The sequence below is a fragment of the Candidatus Halobonum tyrrellensis G22 genome, assembly GCF_000495475.1.
Lineage (GTDB): Archaea > Halobacteriota > Halobacteria > Halobacteriales > Haloferacaceae > Halobonum > Halobonum tyrrellense.
The window spans coordinates 80814-97024 of the sequence record NZ_ASGZ01000060.1 but is presented as its reverse complement, the minus strand read 5'-3'; the positions used below and the strand labels follow the sequence as shown (position 1 = coordinate 97024).

General features: G+C 71.1%; 15 protein-coding genes. 7 read left to right on the top strand and 8 right to left on the bottom strand.

Annotated elements, in window-relative coordinates; genetic code table 11:
* Positions 1-136 precede the first annotated feature (136 nt).
* Positions 137-1420 carry a hypothetical protein gene (locus K933_RS14655; protein ID WP_023395528.1) on the top strand — a complete coding sequence of 428 codons (1284 nt, stop codon included), beginning with the start codon at positions 137-139 and terminating at the stop codon, positions 1418-1420.
* A gap of 3 nt (positions 1421-1423) precedes the next feature.
* Positions 1424-2176, top strand: a complete 753-nt coding sequence (locus K933_RS14650) for a CPBP family intramembrane glutamic endopeptidase (RefSeq protein WP_023395527.1) — start codon at positions 1424-1426, stop codon at positions 2174-2176.
* A gap of 61 nt (positions 2177-2237) precedes the next feature.
* Here the strand turns inward: K933_RS14650 and K933_RS14645 are convergent, their stop codons facing one another.
* Together K933_RS14645 and K933_RS14640 are read right to left on the bottom strand one after the other, a co-directional pair.
* On the bottom strand, positions 2238-2696 hold the full coding sequence (locus tag K933_RS14645; RefSeq protein ID WP_023395526.1) for an NOB1 family endonuclease: 459 nt from the start codon (positions 2694-2696) through the stop codon (positions 2238-2240).
* Positions 2697-2728: 32 nt separating this feature from the next.
* Entirely contained in the window at positions 2729-2977 is a 249-nt protein-coding gene (locus K933_RS14640) for a PRC-barrel domain-containing protein (RefSeq protein WP_023395525.1), read from the bottom strand.
* A gap of 226 nt (positions 2978-3203) precedes the next feature.
* Here K933_RS14640 and infB point away from each other — a divergent pair, with 226 nt between their 5' ends.
* Together infB and K933_RS14630 are read left to right on the top strand one after the other, a co-directional pair.
* Complete coding sequence (gene infB / locus K933_RS14635; protein ID WP_049947898.1) at positions 3204-5024, top strand: translation initiation factor IF-2; 1821 nt, start codon at positions 3204-3206, stop codon at positions 5022-5024.
* 150 nt (positions 5025-5174) lie between these two features.
* On the top strand, positions 5175-5465 hold the full coding sequence (locus tag K933_RS14630; RefSeq protein ID WP_152529842.1) for a hypothetical protein: 291 nt from the start codon (positions 5175-5177) through the stop codon (positions 5463-5465).
* Positions 5466-5789: 324 nt separating this feature from the next.
* Here K933_RS14630 and K933_RS14625 read toward each other — a convergent pair whose 3' ends face one another.
* Both K933_RS14625 and K933_RS14620 read right to left on the bottom strand, forming a co-directional pair.
* On the bottom strand, positions 5790-6170 hold the full coding sequence (locus K933_RS14625; RefSeq protein ID WP_023395522.1) for a DUF5811 family protein: 381 nt from the start codon (positions 6168-6170) through the stop codon (positions 5790-5792).
* A 67-nt stretch (positions 6171-6237) separates the two neighbouring features.
* Positions 6238-6720 (bottom strand): pyruvoyl-dependent arginine decarboxylase, encoded by a 483-nt coding sequence (locus K933_RS14620; RefSeq protein ID WP_023395521.1) that lies wholly within the window; start codon positions 6718-6720, stop codon positions 6238-6240.
* A 108-nt stretch (positions 6721-6828) separates the two neighbouring features.
* On the opposite strand from K933_RS14620, the gene K933_RS14615 reads away from it, so the two are divergent.
* Positions 6829-7851: a Gfo/Idh/MocA family protein gene (locus tag K933_RS14615; protein WP_023395520.1), complete on the top strand. Its 1023-nt coding sequence runs from the start codon at positions 6829-6831 to the stop codon at positions 7849-7851.
* A 115-nt stretch (positions 7852-7966) separates the two neighbouring features.
* On the opposite strand, the gene pan2 is transcribed toward K933_RS14615, so the two are convergent.
* The gene (pan2, locus tag K933_RS14610; protein WP_023395519.1) at positions 7967-9199 is read right to left on the bottom strand and encodes a proteasome-activating nucleotidase Pan2; all 1233 of its coding nucleotides are present in this window, start codon (positions 9197-9199) and stop codon (positions 7967-7969) included.
* A 90-nt stretch (positions 9200-9289) separates the two neighbouring features.
* Complete coding sequence (pepF, locus tag K933_RS14605) at positions 9290-11086, bottom strand: oligoendopeptidase F (RefSeq protein WP_023395518.1); 1797 nt, start codon at positions 11084-11086, stop codon at positions 9290-9292.
* Positions 11087-11540: 454 nt separating this feature from the next.
* Between pepF and K933_RS14600 the strand changes: the two genes are divergently transcribed.
* Both K933_RS14600 and K933_RS14595 read left to right on the top strand, forming a co-directional pair.
* A complete protein-coding gene (locus K933_RS14600) occupies positions 11541-12500 on the top strand; it encodes an AEC family transporter (RefSeq protein WP_023395517.1) in 960 nt (319 codons plus the stop codon).
* 170 nt (positions 12501-12670) lie between these two features.
* The gene (locus K933_RS14595) at positions 12671-13135 is read left to right on the top strand and encodes an MOSC domain-containing protein (RefSeq protein WP_023395516.1); all 465 of its coding nucleotides are present in this window, start codon (positions 12671-12673) and stop codon (positions 13133-13135) included.
* 33 nt (positions 13136-13168) lie between these two features.
* On the opposite strand, the gene K933_RS14590 is transcribed toward K933_RS14595, so the two are convergent.
* A complete protein-coding gene (locus K933_RS14590; protein WP_023395515.1) occupies positions 13169-14494 on the bottom strand; it encodes a polysaccharide deacetylase family protein in 1326 nt (441 codons plus the stop codon).
* Positions 14487-15977 carry a glycosyltransferase family 2 protein gene (locus K933_RS14585; protein ID WP_023395514.1) on the bottom strand — a complete coding sequence of 497 codons (1491 nt, stop codon included), beginning with the start codon at positions 15975-15977 and terminating at the stop codon, positions 14487-14489. The genes K933_RS14590 and K933_RS14585 overlap by 8 nt, the downstream gene beginning before the upstream one ends.
* Between the last annotated feature and the right edge of the window lie 234 nt (positions 15978-16211).

Genomic DNA, 16211 nt, shown 5'->3' with positions numbered 1-16211 from the left:
TACGCGGCGGGCGACCCTAAACCCCGCGTCACGCGGGCGACGCGCCGGGCGCCCGCCGGGTCGCGACTCTCCCCGCGAGTCCGCGCGACCCCGTCGGACGGTAACGGTTTTCGGGCCGGCCCTCCCCAGAGTTCGTATGCACGCGGACATCGGCAACGCGCTGGACGGGGCGCTCGGGCTCGACCGGGCGGCGCTCGACGACGTCGACGACCGGGTGGCGAGCGCCCACGAACGGGTCGAGCGCGGCCGGGCCGACGGGGCGCACGGCTACGCCGCGTTGAACCTGCCCGAGACGTGCGACCCCGACCCCGTCGAGCGAGTCGCCGCCGGGTTCGACCCCGAGAGCCTGTTCACGGTGGGTATCGGCGGGAGCGCGCTCGGCGCGGCGACGATCACCGACGCGCTCGACTCGCCGGTCGACGCGTACTACCTCGACAACGTCGACCCCGAGTGGGTGTCCGCGCTCTGTGACCGGGTCGACCTCTCGGAGACCGTCGTCAACGTCGTCTCCCGGTCGGGCACGACCGCGGAGACGCTGTCGAACTTCCTCGTGGTCCGGGAGGCGATGGACGATGCGGGCGTCGACTGGACCGAACGGACCGTCGTCACGACCGGCGCGGAGGGGAACCTCCGGTCGCTCGCCGACCGACACGACCTGCCCGCACTCGACGTGCCGGACGGCGTTCCGGGCCGCTTTTCGGCGCTGTCGCCCGTGGGGCTGTTCGCGGCCGCCGTGTCGGGTCACGATATCGAGGCGCTCCTCGCGGGCGGCGCCGCGGAGGCGGAGAAGCTCTCGGGGTCGCTGTACGACTCGCCCGCGTACGCCTACGGCGCGACGTCGTACGCGCTCGCCGAACGCGGGGCGGCCGTCGACGCGATGATGCCGTACGCCGAGTCGCTCGAACGGTTCGCGGAGTGGTTCGCCCAACTGTGGGCCGAGTCGCTCGGGAAGGACGGCCGCGGGCAGACCCCCGCGCGGGCGCTCGGCGCGACCGACCAGCACTCCCAACTCCAACTGTACCGCGCGGGGCCCGCGGACAAACTGGTGACGCTCGTCCGCCCGACGGAGCGGTCTGACACCCCGATCCCCGAGACGGACCTGGAGGGGCTGTCGTACCTCGGCGGGTCGTCGCTCGGCGAACTCCTCGACGCGGAGTTCCGCGCGACGGAGGCGAGTCTCGCCGCCGCGGGCCGCGAGAACGTCCGGCTGGAGGTAGACCGGGTCGACGAGCGCGGGCTGGGCGAACTCCTGTACGCGATGGAGGCGGCGTGCGTGCTGTACGGCGAACTCGCGGACGTGTCGACGTTCACCCAGCCCGCGGTGGAGTGGGGGAAGAAGGCGGCGCGGGGACTGCTCGGCGGCGGCGAGTTCGCGGAGGCCGACGCGGTCCGCGACAAGCGGCGCCTGGAGATCGACTGACCGATGGGCGGCGAGTCAGTCGACCGGGGCGTCGACACCGACCTCCAAGCGGTCGCGACCCGCCTCGGACAGGCGCTGTTGGCGGTCGTCGCCGCGCTCGTCGCAGGGTCGGTGTTCGTCTCCGCGGCGGCGTCGGCCGGGCGTGCGCTCGGGCTCGTGGCCGACTCGCCCGAACTCGTCGTGGTCCGGACCGTCGGGCAGTTCGTCGGGTTCGCCGCGGCCGCGCTGCTGTTCGTGGCGTACGCGGGCGACCGCGGCGTCCTCAGACTGGGTCGGCCGACCGCGGCCGACCTTGGGTGGGGACTCGCGGGCACCGTCGCGCTCCTGGTCGGCCAGTACGCCCTGCTGTTCGCGCTGTCGGCCGTGGGTATCGGCGTCGCCGAGAACCAGGCGCTCTCGCCCGGCGAGGGTGCGCCGCGCTACTACCTGTACATGGTGGCGGTGTCGGTGCTGTTCGTCGGGCCGGGCGAGGAACTCGTCTTCCGCGGGGTCGCGCAGGGCGAACTCCGGCGGGCGCTGCCCGCTCCCGCGGCCGTCGGCGTGGCGGCGGCGCTGTTCGGCGTGATCCACGCGTGGGCCGGCAACGGCACCCCTCTCGAACAGGGGGCGTACGTCGCCGTCGCGTTCCTGTTGGGCTGCGTGCTCGGCCTCCTCTACGAGGCGCGCGGGACGCTGGTGGTGCCGGCGCTCGCACACGGGCTGTACAACGCGACGCTGTACGCGCTCCGGTACGCGAACGAGACCGGCCTAGTCTGATCCCGGATCCGTCGGCGCCGAGCCCGGGTCGCGTCGGTGTGATCCGCGCCGCGCGGAGGGCTCACGCCGGGTTCTTCCGCGAGAGGTCGCTCCCGCAGACCGGACAGCGGTCGCGGTCCTCGTCGAACTCGCGGCCGCAGCCCTGACACTGGAACGTCCACTCGCGGGTCTCGTCGATGCCGTCGCGCGCGATGACGTGGACCGCGACGCCGAGTTTGTCCGCGACGTTCTGCATCGCGTAGTCGTCGGTGACGAGCGTCGCGTCGAGTTCGAACGCCGCCGCGATCAGGCGACCGTCGGTCTCCGAGAGGGTGCCCGCGTCGCCGGTGTCGCCGGCGGCGCGGCGGACCCGCTCTACGGTCTCCGCGTCGGGGACGTGGATCCGCATTCCCGACCCCTCCATCGCGTCGAAGCGGTAGGCGTGTTCCCCCTCCAACTCCTCGTGGACCATCGGAATGGAGGCGGTGCGCTCGTCGGTGTGGTACTCGTGGATGAACGCCGAAGAATCGAGGATCTGCATGCGGTCTGGGTGTGGTGTGTGTGGAGGGTCGCCTACGAGGTTCGGACGACGATGTAGTCTTTCACGGCCTGCACGCGGTCGACCGGGACGTGGAACCGGCCGGCTTCGTCGGTATCGAACGGGACGCCGCCGGGGGTGATCTCGTCGTTCGGCGTGACGAGGAGGTCGGTGAGCGACCCCGTCTTCATCTCCATCGAGATGTTGTACAGCATCCCGAGTTCGGTCCCGTCGGACCCCATGACCGCCTTCCCCGAGAGGTTCTCGGCGAGGATGTCTGCCATGGTTCGTCACACTTCGGCGACCATGATAAACGCCACGCTGCCGCCCGGCGGCCGGGAACGGCGCGACCACGGGCGGCCGCCCGGCCGACAGCGTCGGGTCGCGACCCGGGAGCGACCCGCGGAGCGCGCCGACCCTGGGACCGACCGCGCCCCCGACGAGTCGAAGCCCTTACTTCGGCGGCGGGACCTACGGGTGTGTAAGGACCTTCTCCGGGGGATATTCGCCATGTCAGATACGAACACAGACGCCGACGGAACGCCGATGGCCGACGCCGGGTCGCTGCGCACGCCGATCGTGGCCGTGCTCGGTCACGTCGACCACGGTAAGACCACGCTGCTCGACCGGGTCCGGGGGTCGGCCGTCCAGGAGGGCGAGGCGGGCGCGATCACCCAGCACATCGGCGCGACGGCCGTGCCGCTGGAGACCATCTCCGAGATGTCGGGCGCGCTGGTCGACCCGACGGACTTCGACCTGCCGGGCCTGCTGTTCATCGACACGCCGGGCCACCACTCGTTTACGACGCTCCGGTCGCGCGGGGGGGCGCTCGCGGACATCGCGGTGCTCGTCGTCGACGTCAACGACGGCTTCCAGCCGCAGACCGAGGAGGCGATCGACATCCTCCGCCGGACGGGCACGCCGTTCGTCGTCGCCGCCAACAAGGTCGACACCACCCCGGGGTGGAACCCCCAGGAGGACGCCCCGATCCAGCAGAGCTACGACGCCCAGTCCGAGCGCGCGCGCTCGCGGCTCGACGAGAACCTCTACGAACTCATCGGCCAACTGTCGGACGCGGGCTTCTCGGCCGACTTCTACTGGCGCGTCCAGAACTTCCAGAAGAACGTCGGCGTCGTCCCCCTCTCGGCGATGACGGGCGAGGGGGTGCCCGACCTGCTGGCGGTGCTGATGGGGCTCTCCCAGCGGTACATGAAAGACGAGATGGCGGTCGACATCGCCGGGCCGGGCAGGGGGACCGTCCTCGAAGTGAAAGAGGAGCGCGGCTTCGGGTCGACGCTCGACGTGGTGCTGTACGACGGCACCGTCCGGACGGGCGACACCGTCGTCGTCGGCGGGCAGGACGACCCGATCGTGACCGAAGTGCGCGCGCTGTTGCGCCCCCGGCCGAACGCGGAGATGCGCACGGAGAAGCAGTTCGAGAAGGTGGAGAAACTGTCGGCCGCCGCCGGCGTGAAGATCGCGGCGCCGGACCTCGACCGCGCGATGGCGGGCGCGCCCGTCCGCGTCGTCCGCGGCGACGACGAGGCGAGCGTGATCGAGGAGGTGCGCCAGGAACTCGCGCGGATCGAGGTCCAGACCGCCGACGACGGCGTGGTCGTGAAAGCCGACACGCTCGGCAGCCTCGAAGCCGTCGCCAACGCCTTAGAGGAGGCCGAGATCCCGATCCTCCGCGCGGAGGTCGGCGACGTCGCGCCGCGGGACGTCACCGTCGCCGAGACGGCCAACGAGGAGACCCACCGCGTCATCCTGGGGTTCAACGTCGACGTGCTCTCCGCCGCGGAGGAGGACCTGGAGGCGAGCGACGTCCGCCTGTTCGCCGACGACGTGATCTACCAACTCGTCGACGAGTACGAGGCGTACGTCGACGAACTCGAACGCGCCCAACAGGAGACGGTGCTCGACAACATCCACCGGCCCGCGCGCTTCCGCATCCTCCAGGACCACACGTTCCGCCAGAACGACCCCGCGGTGGTCGGCGTCGAGGTGGTCTCGGGCACCGTCGAGAACAACCGCAACGTGGTGAAGTTCGAGGACGGCGGGGCCAAGCGGGTGGGGGGCCTCTCGGGCATCCAGAACCAAGGCGAGGACGTCGACGAGGCGCAGGCGGGCGAACGCGTCTCCGTCGCCATCGACGGCCCGACGGTCGGCCGCGGGATCGAGGAGGGCGACGAACTGTGGATCGACGTGCCCGAGAAACACGCCAAGATCCTCGAACAGGAACTCTCCTCGGAGATCCGCGCCGACGAGTTGGAGGCGCTCAACGCCTACCTCGACATCCGGCGGAAGCGCGAACCGTTCTGGGGGAAGTGAGCGGAGGCGAGAGGGGTAGCCGACGTGTACACCTCCGTCCGCTCTCGTCGTCTCTCGGACTCCGAGCGAACTGCTCGACGCCCGTGAGCCGATGACTAGCGAAATTCTGAAGTGACAGCCGGCCGTACACTCACTCGGAGGTGACTGCTCGTGAACCACCGTACTCTCCCTATCCGAACTCCATCGGTATCGGCGTACGACCTGGTGCTCGCGCTCGTGCCGGCGTGTCTCGCCTGCGGTGTCGGCGCGGCGTGGCTGCTGTCGGTGTCGACGGCGACGGGCGTACTCGCCGGCGGCGCGGCGGCGGCGCTGGTGGTGGGCTACGGGCTGTTCTACCGGGCGCCGGTCGACCGAGAGCGCGGGCGCGGACACGGACGCGAGCGTGACCGCGCGCGCCGGTCCGACCCGGAGCGCGCCTCCCCGGCCGGGGCGGACGTGTGAGCCGCCCCCGTGCCGGCCCAGCGGAGTAGCCGACTGACGGCCGGACGGGCGGGGGTAACCGAGTGCCGGCGGGCCGTCGTGACGGACCCCGCTCGTGTCCGAACCCGAGCCGTCGTGGTACGACCTCTTGCTCCCGTTCGTACCGCTGGCGACGGCCGCGGGGCGGGCGTGGCTCTCGTCCGCGCCGCCGACGCGAATCGTGGCCGCCGGCGGAGTCGTCTCCGCGCTGGCGGTGGGGACGGGCCGTTCTACCGGACGCCCGTCGGGACCGACGGCTGAGGGGTCGAACTGCGGGTCGAGAATCCGGGAGTCGGGAGCCGAAAGCTACCGCGCGGTGGGTTCGATGTCGTCGCCGACCGCGTTCATCACCTGCGCGGCGGCGCTGGCGGCGAGTCCCTGCGCCACCTCGTCGCGGTCGGTCTCGTCGAGTCCGGTCTCTATCTCCTCGAGATCCGGCGCGAACCCCGCGCTGACCGCGCGACCGACGGGCGGTTGGACGGCGACGGTCGCCTGCGCCCCGTTGGCGCCGTACGAGAGTTCGGAGCCGACGGCGTAGCTGTCGGGGAGGTACGACTGCGTACGCGAGACGATCCCCGCGACCGCCTGCCGGAGGGCGTCCTTCTGGTCGGTCGAGAGGTCGACTTTCTCGGGCTGGCCCGCCTCGACGACGCCGGGCGACCCCGCATAGGGGTTGTTGCCGTTCATCAGGTCGAACCGAGGTAGGGGGTATCCCGGTATAAAAGCGTCGGCGTCCGAGGCGCGTTCACACGCCTCACGCGACGGGTTCGCTCTCGCCGTACGCCGCCACCACGACCGCCGCCGTGTACGCGTCCGCGCTGGTGTCGGTCTCGGCGACGAGCGTCTCCTCGTCGGTGAACTCCCACTCGCGGAGCGCCCGGCCGTCCGCCAACCCCTCCTCGACCGTCCGCCGGACGACGTCGGCGTCGGCGCCGGTCGCCTCGTAGAACAGCCCCGGCCCGGGACCGGTCGCCCAGCCGAGACCGGCGACGGCGCGTTCGGTCTCGTGGGCGTCGGCGGGGGTGGCGTCCGCGCGCGCCTGCACCACCGTGAGGCGGTTGCCGGGCGGGCCGAGCGGCGGCGCCTCGTCGACCACCCGCACGCTCGCGCCAGCGGGGACGACCGACGACACCGTCACGAGGTTGTAGTTGTGGAGGTTCGCGTCCGCGAGCGCGGCGTCGTACGCCGCCAGCTCCGTCCGGCCGCGGGCAGTGCCGGCCGCGACGTGTATCTCCATACCCGACCGTCGCGTGCCGGCGGGCAAGTGGGTGTCGAAGCGACGCGGGCGGGTCGACGACAGGGACACCCGAACGGTGATGACCCGGAGCCGCGTACTACGGGAGAGATGTCGGACCCGATCAGGTACGGAGTCGTCGGCGTCGGAGGCTACGGCTCGACCCACGCGGAGGCCGTCGCGAGCGTCGAGGGTGCCGAGGTGGTCGCCGGGGCGGCCACGAGCGAGTCGTCCGTCCGGCCGTTCGCCGCGACGTACGACGCGACCGGCTACACCGACCACGCCGAGATGCTGGCGGCGGAGGACCTCGACGCGGTCAGCGTCTGTACGCCCTCGGGCACCCACGCCGAGGTGGGTATCGACGCGGTCGAAGCGGGCGTGGCCCCCCTCGTCGAGAAGCCGCTGGACGTGTACATCGACCGGGTCGACCGGCTGGTCGACGCCGCCGACGCGAACGGCGTCCCCCTGGGCGGGGTGTTCCAGCGCCGGTTCACGCCCGAACGCTGGACCGCGCGCCGGTGGGCCGACGAGGGGCGGTTCGGCGACCTGGTCTGCGCCGACGCGGCCGTCAAGTACCACCGCCCGCAGTCGTACTACGACGACGGGTGGCACGGCACCCGCGAGTTGGACGGCGGCGTCCTCCTCCAGCAGGCGGTCCACTTCGTCGACCTCCTCGGGTGGCTGACCGGCGGGATCGACCGCGTCGACGCCGCGACGGAGACGCTCGCACACGACATGGAGTGTGAGGACCTCGCGGTCGTGCGCGTCGGCTTCGAGAACGGCGGTCGCGGCACCATCACGGCGACGACCGCCGTCCGCGGAGCGGAGCGCGAGCGGGTCGAGGTGAACGGGACCGAGGGCTCGTACAGTTCCGGCCGGTTCGCCGTCGGCGACGAGACGGTCGACCCCGACCTGGTCGACCCGCCACACGGCACGGGACTGGAGGGGCAGGTCCGCGAGTTCGTCGACGCGGTGCGGGAGGGCCGCGACCCCGCCGTCGACGGCCGGGACGCCCGCGAGGCGGTCGAGGTGGTGCTCGCGGCGTACGCCTCGGCGTCGCTCGACCGCGAGGTCCGCGTCGACGAACTCCGCGACCTGACCGACCACACCCGGAACACGCCCGGGCGGGAGTAACGGGAGGAGAAGGGGAAGCGAGTCGGAGGGGGAGAAGGGGAAGCGAGTCGGAGAGAGTAGAAGAGAAAGTGAGTGGAGGGAGAGAAAGCGAAGAGGAGGGTGCGCGCCGCCCGGTTCAGTACTGGTAGGCGCCGAACCCGTCGTTGGTGATGGAGCCTTCGCCCTCGTTCTCCACCTTCTCGCGGGCGGCCTCGAAGTCGGCCATCCGGACCTCCGTCCGTTCGTCGCGGATGGCGAACATCCCCGCTTCGGTCGCGAGCGACGCGATGTCGGCGCCCGAGTAGTCGTCGAGTTCGAGCGCGAGCGTCTCGAAGTCGACGTCGTCGGCCACGTTCATGTCGGCCGTGTGGATTTCGAGGATGCGCTCGCGCCCCTCGGGGGCGGGCTTGGGCACCTCGATGAGCCGGTCGAACCGCCCGGGGCGGAGAATCGCCTCGTCGAGCATGTCGAAGCGGTTGGTCGCGGCGATGATCCGGATCTCGCCGCGCTCGTCGAACCCGTCCATCTCAGCGAGCAACTGCATCATCGTCCGCTGGACCTCTGCGTCCCCCGACGTCTTCGAGTCGGTCCGCTTGGAGGCGACGGCGTCGATCTCGTCGATGAAGATGACCGCGGGTTCGCGTTCGGCCGCGAGTTCGAACAGGTCGCGCACGAGGCGGGCGCCCTCGCCGATGAACTTCCGGACGAGTTCGGAGCCGGCCATCTTGATGAACGTCGCGTCCGTCTCGTTCGCGACGGCCTTCGCGAGCATCGTCTTCCCGGTGCCGGGCGGCCCGTGGAGCAGAACACCGGAGGGCGGTTCGACGCCGACGGCCGCGAACTGGTCGGCGTTGATCAGCGGGTCCTCGACCGTCTCGCGCACCTCGCGCACCTGGTCGTCGATGCCGCCGATGTCGTCGTACGTCACCTCCGGCGAGGCGTCGACCTCCATCGCCTGTGCGCGCGCGTCCGTCTCGTTGTCGAGCACCGTCTGGACGCTAAACGAGTCGTTGATCGCGACGCGGTCGCCCGCCTCCAACTCGTCTTTGAGCCGGGGGGAGACGTCGGTCAACACCTCCTGGTTGTTGCCGTGCTGTTTGATGATCGCGCCGTCGTCGCTCATCTCCTCGACGGTGGCGACGTACAGCGACGAGGTCTTGAGCGCCTCGTTCCGGCGCTTCAGTTCGTTCACCTCCTCGTTGAGGTCCTCCCGCCGACCCTCCGCGTCGGCGAGGCGATCGTTCAGTTCGTCGTTGACCTGAACGATACGCTCGAAGTGCTGGCGAAGGGCTTCCAGCCGTTCGGCCTCGCTCATGTCCGGGTCGAGTTCGAGGCGGGGGCGGTCTGGAAGGGACGGACTCCGGGACATTTCTCGGCCGTGCTTAGTGGTGGCTGGTTATGTGGCTTTGGGTGCCGGGAACTTTTTGTTCCCGCACCGATCCGCCGGATACCGGCGGTCTCAGAGGTCGAGCAGCGACTCCGCCCGGTCGAGGTAGGAGTCGTACGTCGCGATGGCGGACTCGACCGGTTCCGCCGAGGTCATGTCGATGCCCGCGACGTCGAGTACGTCCAGCGGGTACTCGCTGCCGCCGGCTTCGAGGGCGGCGCGGTAGTCGGCCGCCGCCTCCTCGCCGTCCGCCTCGATGCGGTCGACGATGGCCGCCGCCGCGGAGATGCCCGTCGAGTACTGGTAGACGTAGTAGTTGTAGTAGAAGTGGGGGATCCGCATCCACTCGCGGCGGACGTGGTCGTCGACGGTCGCGTTGGCGTAAAACTCCTCCTTGAGCGAGCCGTACACCTCGTCGAACGTGTCGGGCGTGAGCGGTTCGTCCGCCTCCGCGCGCTCGTGGATCGCCTGCTCGAACGCCGCGAACATGGTCTGGCGGAACAGCGTCGACCGGAAGCGTTCGAGGTACTGGTCGAGCGCGTGCGCGCGGAGTTCGTCGCTCTCGGCGTTCTCCAGCAGGTAGTTGGTCAACAGCGTCTCGTTGACCGTCGAGGCCACCTCGGCGACGAATATCTCGTAGTCCGCGTCCTGCCACGGCTGGGCGTCCGATGCGAGTTCCGAGTGCATCGAGTGGCCGAGTTCGTGCGCCAGCGTGAACACCGAACTCACGTCGTCCTGGTAGTTCATCAGGATGAACGGCTGCGTGTCGTACGACCCGCCCGAGAACGCGCCCGCGCGCTTCCCGCGGTTCTCGTAGACGTCGACCCAGCGCGACTCCAGCCCCTCGGCCATCCGCGACTGGTACGCCTCGCCGAGCGGTTCGACCGCCTCCACCACGTACTCCTTGGCTTGCTCGTAGCTCACCTCGGGCCCCTCATCGCCCGTCAGCGACATGTACAGGTCCCACATCTCCAGGTCGTCGACGTCGAGCGCGCGCCGCTTCAACTCGGCGTGGTGCTGGAGCGAGTCGAGGTTGGCCTCCACCGTGTCGACGAGCGTGTCGTACACCTCGACGGGGACGTTCGGCCCGTCGAGCGCCGCCTCGCGGGCGGTGTCGTAGTTGCGCGCCCGGGCGAGTTTGACGTCCTTCTTCGTCGACTTCGCGAGCGTCGTCCCGACGGTGTTGCGGACGGTGGCCCACTCCTCGTAGAACTCCTCGTGGACCCGCCGGCGGAACTCGCGGTCGGGCTTCTGGAGCAGCGTCGTGAAGTTGCCCTGACTGATCTCCACCTCGTCGCCGTCGGGTCCCTCGACGGTGGGGAACGTCATGTCGGCGTTCGCGAGCATCGAGTACGACTCGCTCGCGGCGTTCGTCACCTCGCTGAGGTCCGCGAGCAGTTCCTCCACCTCCGACGACCGGGTGTGCGGCTTCATCCGCAACACGTCGTCGAAGTACTGGTCGTACTCCGCGAGCGCCGGCTCCTCGTCGACGAACGCCTCGACGTCAGTCCACTCCAACTCCTGGAGTTCCGGCTCGACGAAACTCGACGCCGACGACGCCTCAGAACTCAGCGCCTCCGCCTTCGACGCCATCGCCTGGTACTCCTGGTCGCGGGTGTCCTCGCTCGACCGGAGGTTGGCGTACTGGACGACCTGCGCCACCTCGCGGGCGACGGACTCGTACGTCTCCATCAGGTCGAGCAGCGTCGCGGCGTCGTCCGTCGTCCGCCCCTCGAAGGCGCGCACCTCGTCGAGTCGCTCGCGCGCGTCGGCGAACGCCGCCTCCCACTCGTCGTCGTCGGCGAAGATGGAGTCGACGCTCCACTTGTACTCGTCGTCGATATCCGACCGCTCGGGAACCGAACTCATGGGGAGGCGTTCCCCCCCGGCCGAGTAAGGCCTGTCGAACCGCGAACCCCGACCCGCGAACGCGCAGACGGCGGTCTACCGCGGCCGCCGTGGCGCGGACGGAACGCACTCCTCCCCGCCGTGGCACCACGGGGGGACCCCCGGTGCGACTCGCACGCCGACCCCGGAACGACAGCTATCGGACCAGTCCGTGGTGATACGCCCGATTCAGGTGCGGATCCGTGCCGTGCGAGGAGGACCGCCCACGTGAGGTAAACTCCATCGCGCGATATAGAATCGGCCGCGGGTCACCGCGCCGGCGCCCGCGAACCGAGTCGACCCGCGACGCCCGGCCCCACCGGATACCCAACCGCTTTGGGAGGGTGTGGAGTACTGCCGGTGTGTTCGGAGCCGACTCCCCCTTCCCCGGCCGCGGCCCGGGGCCGGTCCCCACTCACGCCGCGGGGGAGCGGGCGTGAGCGTCGCCTCCGCGTTCACGTCGGCCATCCTCCCCATCGTCGCCATCGGCGCCGTGGGCTACCTCCTCGGCCGGCGGACGGGCGTGTCCGTCGACGGTCTCAACACGGTCGCGCTCAACGTCTTCCTCCCCGCGCTGGTGTTTCACGGCGTCGCCACGACCGACCTGAGCGGCCGGACGGTCCTCGCGCTCGCGGGCGGGGTGCTGGCGTACATGGTGGTGATGATGGGCGTCGCGTACGCCGCCGGGCGGGCGAGCGGTCTGCCGGAGACGCTGCTGCCCGCGGCGGTGCTCGCGAGCGCGGTGCCCAACTCGGGGTTCGTCGGCATCCCCCTCTCGGGGTTCGTGTTCGGCGACGTGGGTCGGACGACCGCGACGCTGTACCTCACGGTCCAGAGCGTCGTCGTCTACACGCTCGGCGTCTACGTCGTCTCCGCGGGCGCCGAGCGGACCGCGGGCGCGGCCGACGCGCTCCGGGAGGTGTTCCGACTCCCGTTGGTGTACGCGGTCGGTCTCGCGGCGCTGCTGCGCGCGTTCGGGGCGGTCCCGTCCGTCGACGGGACGTTCATGACGACGGTCGACACGGTGGGGTCGGCGGCCGTCCCGCTGATGTTGACCGTCGTCGGGATCCAACTCGCCTCCGTCGACCTGGGCGCGCTCCGGGGGACGGCGCTGCCGGCGACGCTCAAACTCCTCGTCGCGCCGGTCGTCGGCTGGGGGGTGGCGCTCGCCGTCGGGTTCGGCGACGCCCGCGTCGCCAACGTGTTCGTCCTCGAGTGTGCGACGCCCGCGGCCGTCACCCCGCTCGCGCTCGCAATCGCGTACGGCGACGACGCGGGCGAGGACGCGCTCTCGACCGCCGAGTACATGAGCAGCGTCATCTTCGTCACCACCCTCGCGAGCGTGGTCGTGCTCACGGCTCTCGTCGTCGCGATCCGCGCGGGACTGGTGTTCTGAGCGGTCGAGCGCGGAAGCGCGTCGCCCGCCGGTCCCCGAGACGACCGCCGGAACCGGAACGGTTATCCGGCGATAGAAGACCACTCGATCACGAAACCGATGACGAGAGACACGAACGACCGGTTCCGCGCGGATCCGGCGCGGGTACCGCGGACCGACGGGACGGACGGATGACCGACCGCGGCACCGTCGAGCGGATCCACACCGCCCCGGAGTCGGGCGCGCCGGTCGAACCGGCCGACTCCGTCGAGGCGGTCGCGGGTCGGGGTCTCCGGGGGGACCGCTACTTCCGCGACGAGGGGACGTTCTCGGTGGGCGACGACCGCGGTATCACGCTCATCGAGGCGGAGGCGCTCGACGCCGTCCGGACGGACTACGGCATCGACCTGGAGGCGGGCGCCCACCGCCGGAACGTGACGACGCGGGGTGCGCCGCTGAACCACCTCGTCGGCGAGCGGTTCCGGGTCGGCGACGCCCGCTGTGAGGGGGTCGAACTCTGCGAGCCGTGCGCGTACCTGGAGGACCGCCTCGACGTCGAGGGGGTCCGGGCGTCGCTCGTCCACCGCGGCGGTCTCCGCGCGCGGATCGTCGCGGGCGGCACCATCGCGGTCGGCGACGGCGTCGAACCGCTCTGAGCGGGCGGGTCCCGTCGGGTCGGTGGTCCCGGCTCAGACCCGGTCGAGCGAGCGCTCCCAGAACTCCGTCGGCGTGGTGAGTTCGACGTCCGCGCGCTCGATGCGGTCGAGCACGTCGACGAACCCCTCGAAGGAGACCAGGTCGTCGCTGTCGACGCCGACCGTGTGCGCCATCAGCACCGCGGTCATGCCGTAGCGCTCGGCGCGTCCGACCGCCGCCGTCGCGGCGTCGACGTCGTCGATGGCCACCCGCTCGATGGTGAGCGGGTCGACCGGCGGCGTCCCGCTCAACACGTCGTTCGTGAGGTAGTTGGTGTAGTGGTACCGCGCGATCAGGTCGAGCGTCTCGGTGCTGGCCCGACCCAGCGGCGTCACGATGTGGTCGGCACCCGCCTCGTACCCCCGCTCGACGAGCCAGCGTTTCGTCTCGCGGATCGCCTCGTGTTGCCGCTCCCGGGAGTAGTGGGGCAGGCCGTACTCCAGTTGCGGGTGGGCGACCATGTCCCACCCGGCGGCGTGGTGGTCCGCCAACTGCTCGGCGTCGAGGTGGCCCGGCAGGCCGACGGCGTCGGGGATCACCGCGGTGGCGGCGGGCATCCCCCGCGCGTCCATCTCGGCGAACGCGTCGGCGACGCTCGCGCGGTTGTCGTCGAAGATGACCATCACCCGGCCGGTCGACGCCTTGGGCTTGGTCGCGAACCCGTCGAACACCGCGGGCCGGTGGCTCCGGTCGCCGCGGTCGCCGCGGTCGACCTCTATCTGCATCCGCCGCACGTCGGTCGGGTCGGGCGACCCCAGTTCGGAGGTGGGACCGACCTCGACGCCGAACCGGGCGTCGGGCCAGCGGTTGAGCGGGTAGTTGTACGCGAGTATCTGGTTCGCCTCGTCGGGGGCGAACAGCCGCACCCGGATCGGGTTCGCCGGTCCCGTCGGGAACCGCGTCCAGAAGGAGAGGTCCCGACGCGAGAAGTCGAACGGCTCGTCGAAGGCGTACTCGACCCGCGCGGTCGGGTCCGGGTCGACCCGGAGCGCACCGTCGCCCGCGTCGGGACCGAGCGCGGGCGAACAGTCGCCCACGAGCGCCTCCCAGCGGTCGGGCGTCCCCAGGCCCGCGTGCGGCGTCCCGACGTCCGCGAGCAGTTCTCGGCCGGGCGTATCGAGGCGGAGCGACGCCGGGTCGACCGGCGTGCGGTCGTCGGAGGCGCCGCCGGCCGCCCCGTCGTCGGACGCGGGACCCGCGGAGAGCCCCCGGCCCGCGGTTTCGAGGCGTCCGACGCCCGCCCGGGCGAGCACCGACGCCCCCATCGCCCCCCCGAGCGTCGCCAGCAGTCCCCGGCGGGTGGTCCGCGGTTCAGTCATCGCTCACCTCCGCTTCGAGCGTCGGTCCCGCGTCGACGGCCGCGTCGGCGGCGTCGCCGCCCGGCGACCGCCGCGAGATGTGTGTCCACTCGCGGTCGGTCCCGACTGCCACGTCGAGAATCGACTTGAGCGTGATCGCGTTCATGAAGTACTGGTAGGGGACCGCCACCGGCGCGTACGCCAGGAGTCGCGGGTCGGTCTCGTCGAGCGCGAGCGCGAACCCCGTGGCGACCGTCTGGAGGAGCACGAACAGCGACAGCGTCGTCACCACGAGTTCGACGTGACCCATCGCCAACTGGGCGCCGACGGTGCCGAGCACGGCCGCCGTCAACACCGGGAGGACGACGAGCGAGACGACCTGAAACGGGAAGACGATGCCCGAGAAGGCGGTGCCGGCGGCGGCGGACCCCCCGCCGAGCACGCCCGCGTGCTTCCGGAGCGACTCGACGTTCCCCCGGGTCCACCGGACCCGCTGCCGGTAGAGGTCGCGCCACGTCGACGGCGCCTCCGTGTACGACACCGCCTCGCTCGCGCGGACCTCCCACCCCGCGGTGAGCAGTTTGAGCGTGAGGTCGTAGTCCTCGGTGAGCGTGTCGCCGTCGTAGCCGCCGACCGATTCGAGCGCCTCCCGGCGGAAACAGCCCAGACAGCCCGGCACCACGTTGACGTTGCCGAGCGCGGCGAACGCGCGGCGGAACGTGTTGAGCCCGACCGCGTACTCAAGCGCCTGGAGTTTCTCGACGGACGAGTCGGTGTGGAGCAGCCTGACCGTCCCGCCGACCGCGCCGACGTTCGAGTGTGCCTCCAGGTCGGCGACGATCCGTTCGAGCGCGTCGGGCACGACCACGGAGTCGGCGTCGACGGTGACGACGGCGTCACCGGTCGCCCACTCCAGCCCGTAGTTGAGCGCGGTGGCCTTGCCGCCGTTGGGCTTCCGGAGGACGGTCACCTCGTCGGTCGCGTGCGCGAGCGCGGTCTCGTAGGTGGCGTCGGTGCTCCCGTCGTCGACGACGAGTATCTCCTTCTGTCCGGGGTAGCTCGCCTCGGTCAGCGAGTCGAGCGTCCGGCCGAGACACGCCTCCTCGTTGTACGCCGGCACGAGGACGGTGAGACTCGACTCCGGCGGGTCGGGGTCGCCCTCCCGGTCCGACCGCACCTTGTGGTACCACGCCGCCGGCAGGACGTACCAGAAGTAGAAGAACACGACCAACAGCGCGCCGAACAGCCCCGCGCGCAGCGGCGAGACGGGGTGAGAGCGGAGGTAGAGACCGACGATACCGGCCGTCGGTAGGGCGAACAGTAGCCAGTCGGGGAGCGACGACAGCGGCCACGGACGGCCGCCGGCGCGTTCGACCGCCGAGAGGAACGCGTGATACAGCAGGCCGACGACGCCCACCCCGAGGCAGACCTCGACGACCGCCGACGGCAGCGAGTCGAGCAGGACGCCGAAGGCGGCGACCGACGCGAGGAGCGCGGCGTGCACCCGTAGATTACTGGAACTCCGCGTGAGCCGACTGAACCGAACCATCATATAGCGAGCGTATCTACGGCTAGATTGTTACGAATGGATTACCATCATGAGACTGTGTGCGTTCGTCGGGCGCGCCGCGCTCGGGGGTCGACTGCGGGAATCGGCCACCGGACGGACGGGTCGACCGGCGGGCGGGGACGACCGGGGACGGACGCCCACCCCCGCGTCGGGGTGGGTGCGCTCGGA

Coding starts and splice junctions, on each gene's coding strand:
- K933_RS14620 (WP_023395521.1), bottom strand. CDS start 6,720: ATGGAGATACACGTCGCGGCCGGCACTGCCCGCGGCCGGACGGAGCTG.
- K933_RS14590 (WP_023395515.1), bottom strand. CDS start 14,494: ATGACTGAACCGCGGACCACCCGCCGGGGACTGCTGGCGACGCTCGGG.
- K933_RS14645 (WP_023395526.1), bottom strand. CDS start 2,696: ATGCAGATCCTCGATTCTTCGGCGTTCATCCACGAGTACCACACCGAC.
- infB (WP_049947898.1), top strand. CDS start 3,204: ATGTCAGATACGAACACAGACGCCGACGGAACGCCGATGGCCGACGCC.
- pepF (WP_023395518.1), bottom strand. CDS start 11,086: ATGAGTTCGGTTCCCGAGCGGTCGGATATCGACGACGAGTACAAGTGG.
- K933_RS14655 (WP_023395528.1), top strand. CDS start 137: ATGCACGCGGACATCGGCAACGCGCTGGACGGGGCGCTCGGGCTCGAC.
- K933_RS14595 (WP_023395516.1), top strand. CDS start 12,671: ATGACCGACCGCGGCACCGTCGAGCGGATCCACACCGCCCCGGAGTCG.
- K933_RS14640 (WP_023395525.1), bottom strand. CDS start 2,977: ATGGCAGACATCCTCGCCGAGAACCTCTCGGGGAAGGCGGTCATGGGG.
- K933_RS14625 (WP_023395522.1), bottom strand. CDS start 6,170: ATGAACGGCAACAACCCCTATGCGGGGTCGCCCGGCGTCGTCGAGGCG.
- K933_RS14650 (WP_023395527.1), top strand. CDS start 1,424: ATGGGCGGCGAGTCAGTCGACCGGGGCGTCGACACCGACCTCCAAGCG.
- pan2 (WP_023395519.1), bottom strand. CDS start 9,199: ATGTCCCGGAGTCCGTCCCTTCCAGACCGCCCCCGCCTCGAACTCGAC.
- K933_RS14615 (WP_023395520.1), top strand. CDS start 6,829: ATGTCGGACCCGATCAGGTACGGAGTCGTCGGCGTCGGAGGCTACGGC.